The following is a 5,163-nucleotide window of genomic DNA, read 5'->3' as shown; positions in this document are numbered from 1 at the left end:
ATTAGCTAATCTGGGGGTTAAAGAAGGGCAGGCCATTGTCCAGCAGAGGCGCATCAGACTTCTGAATGCTATTGCCATTATAACTTTCGGTCTTTGTTCATTTTTCTTCATTGTCGATTTCATCCTTGGGGTGTATTATCAGGCTTTTATGAACCTGGGCGCTATACTGTTTGTGATTGCCCCGGTACTATACATGAATCATACAGGCAGGAATGGCTTTGCCAGGATCTACTTTATCACGATGGCCTTGATTTTTATTGATTCTGCATCATATCTTACCATAAGCCAGTTAAGGGATACTGATACTGAAAATATTCTGGTTGGTTTTTCTGCGCTCATTATTGTACTCTATGATGATCCCATAAAGACTGTCTACTTTGCCATAGCAGCCTTATCTCTGATGGTTTTGAAAACCATTAAACATGAAATGATGGGCTGGCCCTTCGACGGGGATTTTGTACTGCTCCACATTAATTTGCTGGCCTCATTTATTTGCATTTACGTTTTTACAGGAGCTTTTAAAAGTGACTTGCTGGTTACGCTCGATAAGCTTAAGGGTTACAATCAGAAGCTTGAAAGGCAACAGGAGGAGAATTTAAAACAGAAGGATGCTTTAATAGCCAATAAACACCTGCTAAGGTCTATGATTGATCATGTACCGCTGTTTCTTGCTATGGTGGATCGGCAGGGAAAGTACCTGATCGTAAATGAGCGCTATGAGCAGGCCTTTGGCATACCTGTGGATGAGATAGAGGGGCAGCATTACAAAGACCTTTTGCCCAATAATCTTCTGGAGGTTCACCAGCCTTTGATTGAGAAATGCCTGAAAGGAGAAGATGCAGAGTTCAGTGAGTATAACACTGTGCCGTCGGGTGAGTCATTTTATGCTTTTGGCAGGTACAAGCCTGTAAAAGATAAGGATGGCAATGTGACGTCATTTGTAGTATATGTTGCTGATATTACCAAGCTTAAAAAGGCTGAGCATGAGCTTAAGCAGATGAATACCACCAAAAACAAGCTCCTGAGTATTGTCTCTCACGATTTAAAAAGCCCTATTCGCTCGCTTCAGGGGCTCCTTTCTATTGCCCATAGCATTTCCCCCGACGAATTTTTACAGATCACGGGGAAGATAGAAAAACAGGTACGCGCGGTGTCCTTTACCATGGATAACCTGCTCAACTGGGTGAAGTCGCAGCTTGAGGGCTTTAAGCTCAATATTTCAAGTATTAATATCAATGATGTGGTAAACCATTGTACCGATCTTTACACCGAAGAGTTGGAAACCAAAGGGATCAGCGTGATCAATAATTTAGATTCATCGGTTATGGTCAATGCTGATGCAGATCATTTGAAACTGGTTGTTAGAAATATATTAAGCAACTCCATAAAATTCACTTCATCTGGCACCATAACCATAAGCTCTGGCAGACTCCAAAATGAAACGGAAATAGTGATAGAAGATACCGGAATTGGAATGTCGAATGAAAAAGTAAAGGAGCTTTTGTCGCCCAGCCTGCATACTTCCGAGCAGGGCACAGGAGGGGAACAGGGTACAGGCCTGGGTTTGGCACTATGTACAGATATACTTGCCCTTATAGGCGGCAGGCTGGATATTAACAGCAAACCCGGCGAAGGGACGGCTGTCCATATTTATTTACCCGACTGATAAGTGGCTGTTTTAGAGCTATTTTATAATTTCTTACTTACTTTGCGGCTATCACTAACATCATAACACCCCAACCCGGATGATCGAATCGGTAATAAGATTCTTTAAGAGCTTTGACTTTTACAAGAGCTTTATTCTTACCCTGTCCATACTTATCTCACTGTTTTTTGCGTGGCAGTTTAACCGGTACGACATCGGCATGGGCCTGATCATTGGTATGTTTGCCTGCGCACCGGCCGACATACCCGGGGGCAGGAGGCACCGCGTGATTGGCCTGCTGGTTGCTAACCTGTTCACTATCTTCGCTACGCTGATCATCAATCTCACGGCCTTTAACCTTTGGTTGTTAGTACCTGTACTGGGTATTCTTGTCTTTGCCATTTCCATTATTTCCGTTTATGGTTTCAGAGCTTCTTTGGTGTCTTTTGCCGGGTTGCTGGCCATAGTTTTCAGCTTTGCCCACCCGCAGACCGGCACTGCATTGTATCTGCACCTGGCCATGATCGGTGTTGGTGGTCTGTGGTATTTGATTTTTGCACAGTTATCGCACTTGCTGGCAGACCGGAACCATACTTCGCAGTTGATGGCTGAGTGTATGCTGCTCACTTCTCAGTACCTGCGGGTAAAAGCACAAATGACATTTAATGCTGAGGAAAACGAAGAGTTGCTAAATGAACTGTTTGAGTTACAAACCCAGCTCAATGAGAAGCATGAGACCTTAAGGGAGATCCTGCTGGTTTCGAGAAAGCATTTTGGCCTTTCCAATTTTGCCAAGCGGCAGGTGCTGATCTTTATTGAGCTTATTGACATTCTGGAGTTGGCTATAGCCAACCTCGCAGGCAGAAGGGATGACAGCCTCTTTGCGGATGAAAGCAACGGCCGGTTTAACTCCTTTTCAAAGCTTGCTTTTGAGATAGCCGACCGGCTGGAGTATTTTTCCAGGGTAATGGGGGACAGGAGGGCTTTAAATGAAAACCAGGCTTTGGACCGATTTTTAGATGAGGCCAGGGAAGAGATTAAAAGCTATGCCAATTCCGGTAAATCTGCCGTGGTCAGGGAAAATGTGCTGCACCTGCAAAACAAATATGATTACTTGCATAAACTGGTGCAAAAGCTTGAGGTTATAGAAAATGTAATGAATAACCTGTACAACCGGAACCAGGTATGGCTCAGGGGTAAATATTCTGCCAGGTTTATTACTCAGCAGGATTATGATTTTAAGAATCTGGCAGAAAATATCAGTCTAAAGTCCCCCATATTCAGGCATAGCCTGAGGCTGGCCGTTACGGTATTGGTAGGCTTGATTGTCGGAGCTATTTTTCCTTTCCAGAATTCATACTGGATACTACTTACTATTATTGTGATCATGAGGCCGGGTTATTCGCTTACCAAGCAGCGGTCAAAGCAACGGATCTATGGTACGTTGATTGGTGCGGGCATAGCCGTGGTGATCGTATTAATAACCCAAAACCTCTATGTGTATGGTGTGCTGGCTGGCATTGCCTTTTTGATGGCTTTTGCCCTGGTGCAGAGAAACTATAAAAGCTCAGCCACCTTCATTACGCTGAGTATTGTTTTTATCTACGCCATCATCCAGCCGAATGTGCTTAATGTGATCCAATTCCGGGTTATCGATACGTTAACAGGAGCAGCCCTCGCAATCATTGCCAATACGTTCTTATGGCCATCCTGGGAGTCGCTCAGCATTAATGAATTTATCGTGGAAGCCATACAGTCCAACATGCTTTACCTTAGAGAGGTTGATAATTATTATCACCATAAAAACAATACTGATCCTTCGTACAAGCTTTCCCGGAAAAATGCTTTTCTGGCCATAGGTAATTTAAATGCAGCTTTTCAGCGCATGGCGCAGGAACCAAAATCCAAACAGAAAAACCTGTCGCAAATGTATGAGGTGGTTACGTTAAACCATACCTTTCTTTCCCTGGCAGCGGCATTGGGCACCTACATCCATAACCACAAAACCACAGAGGCTTCCCGCTACTTTGAGATGTACATATCCAGTATTTGCGAAAACCTGGATATAGCCCTCAAAACTGTAAATGATGAATACATACATGACCATGAAATTGAAGCCAAAGTAGCCGAAGCCCAACAATATCTTGACGATCAGTATCATAAACTGGTAAGCGAAAGTGACGGTGTTGAGCCCGGTGAAACTTCAAAAGTTTTGATAACTCCGGAAATTCAGGAAATCAGATTGATCTCTGAGCAGCTCAAATGGTTGTATTCTATCTCGGAAAATATTAAGAAGGTAGTAGGAGCGAGAGGTGTTTAGGGATCAAAGCGTAATTTCCGGGGAGACCCTAAATTTTCACCTCTTTGCTGACAGGCAGTTGTTAATAGCAATCGGCAAAAGTAGTAGGCAAACTTGTATGGTATAAACAATAAGCACAGTTTACTGATTTTCAGGGGGCAAGAGGAAAACTTGGGGGTAAAAGGATAAAACCGAAAGGTTGTATATCTAAAGATCGTATTACAGGTAAGTGATTATAGTTGAAAAGTCTGAGTTCATGCCCTCCCCAGGAATTCGGACTGACCCGTGTTTAGCATTGCACTCTTTTTAAGATGATAGTGTTAAGCCTTGTATGAGTAAAAGTGCATTTTTTAGATTTTATGGCGAGCTGAATGATTTCCTTCCTTCACAAAAAGGTCAGCAACAGGTTAGATATGAATTTTCAGGTTCTCCTGCTATAAAGGATGCTATACAGGCCTTGGGTGTGCCACAGGTTGAGGTATTTCTTATCCAGGTGAATGGAGAACCCACTGACTTTGCCTACAACATCAACATTGATGATCAAGTTTCGGTATATCCTCTCATTACAAAATTTACAGTTGAAGAAAACCCAATCCAAAGAAAGCCAATACTGGGGTTAAGGTTTGTGCTTGATTGCCATTTAGGCAAACTCGCCCGCCACCTCCGCATGCTGGGCTTTGATACCCTTTACCGGAATGATATCCATGATGATGAAATCGTAAAGCTGGCTGAGTTGGAAGACCGCATAGTTCTAACCCGTGATTTAGCTATTCTGAAATGCAATGCAGTCACCCACGGCTACTACCCGCGCAGTCAGGATCCGGAGAAACAGCTAGAAGAAATCATCACGAGGTTTGACCTCATGTCACACATCCGGCCATTCAGCCGCTGTATGGACTGTAACGGTTATTTAGAGAATGTGGAAAAGGAATTGATCACCCACAAGTTGGAACCTCTAACCCGAAGCCATTTTGATGAATTTTTACAATGTGATGGATGTGGAAAAGTTTATTGGAAGGGGTCTCATTATGAGCGGATGTGTGAGCGGTTGGGGTGGGAGTGACATTACTTGTTAGAAATGGTTCTTTTTAATATTTGAAATTCATCGACAAGCTCGAAATTATATTTTACCCCAAAGCTGTTTAATAAATCCCCCAATTCTTCAAATTTCTGCTCATCAAGAATGCCACTGAGCAATATTTCATTTTCCCCTTGAATA

The 5,163-nt window shown here is 43.1% G+C and carries 3 protein-coding genes; all 3 read left to right on the top strand.

Going from position 1 to position 5,163, the window contains the following annotated elements; all coding sequences use genetic code 11:
* A partial coding sequence (locus E1163_RS02590; RefSeq protein WP_155169161.1) for a sensor histidine kinase occupies window positions 1-1,666 on the top strand: 1,666 nt, incomplete at its 5' end.
* Between the two features lie 79 nt (window positions 1,667-1,745).
* Window positions 1,746-3,965, top strand: coding sequence for an FUSC family protein (locus E1163_RS02585; protein WP_155169159.1), 2,220 nt, complete (start codon window positions 1,746-1,748; stop codon window positions 3,963-3,965).
* Between the two features lie 310 nt (window positions 3,966-4,275).
* A complete protein-coding gene (locus tag E1163_RS02580; RefSeq protein ID WP_155169157.1) occupies window positions 4,276-5,007 on the top strand; it encodes a Mut7-C RNAse domain-containing protein in 732 nt (243 codons plus the stop codon).
* Window positions 5,008-5,163: the final 156 nt, after the last annotated feature.

The sequence above is a fragment of the Fulvivirga kasyanovii genome, assembly GCF_009711405.1.
Lineage (GTDB): Bacteria > Bacteroidota > Bacteroidia > Cytophagales > Cyclobacteriaceae > Fulvivirga > Fulvivirga kasyanovii.
The sequence above is the reverse complement of the archived record's forward strand: the minus strand, read 5'-3'. Positions and strand labels throughout refer to the sequence as shown.

Bases quoted from the DNA above. Each gene is read 5' to 3' on its own strand.
- E1163_RS02585 (WP_155169159.1), top strand. From the start codon at position 1,746: ATGATCGAATCGGTAATAAGATTCTTTAAGAGCTTTGACTTTTACAAG.
- E1163_RS02580 (WP_155169157.1), top strand. From the start codon at position 4,276: ATGAGTAAAAGTGCATTTTTTAGATTTTATGGCGAGCTGAATGATTTC.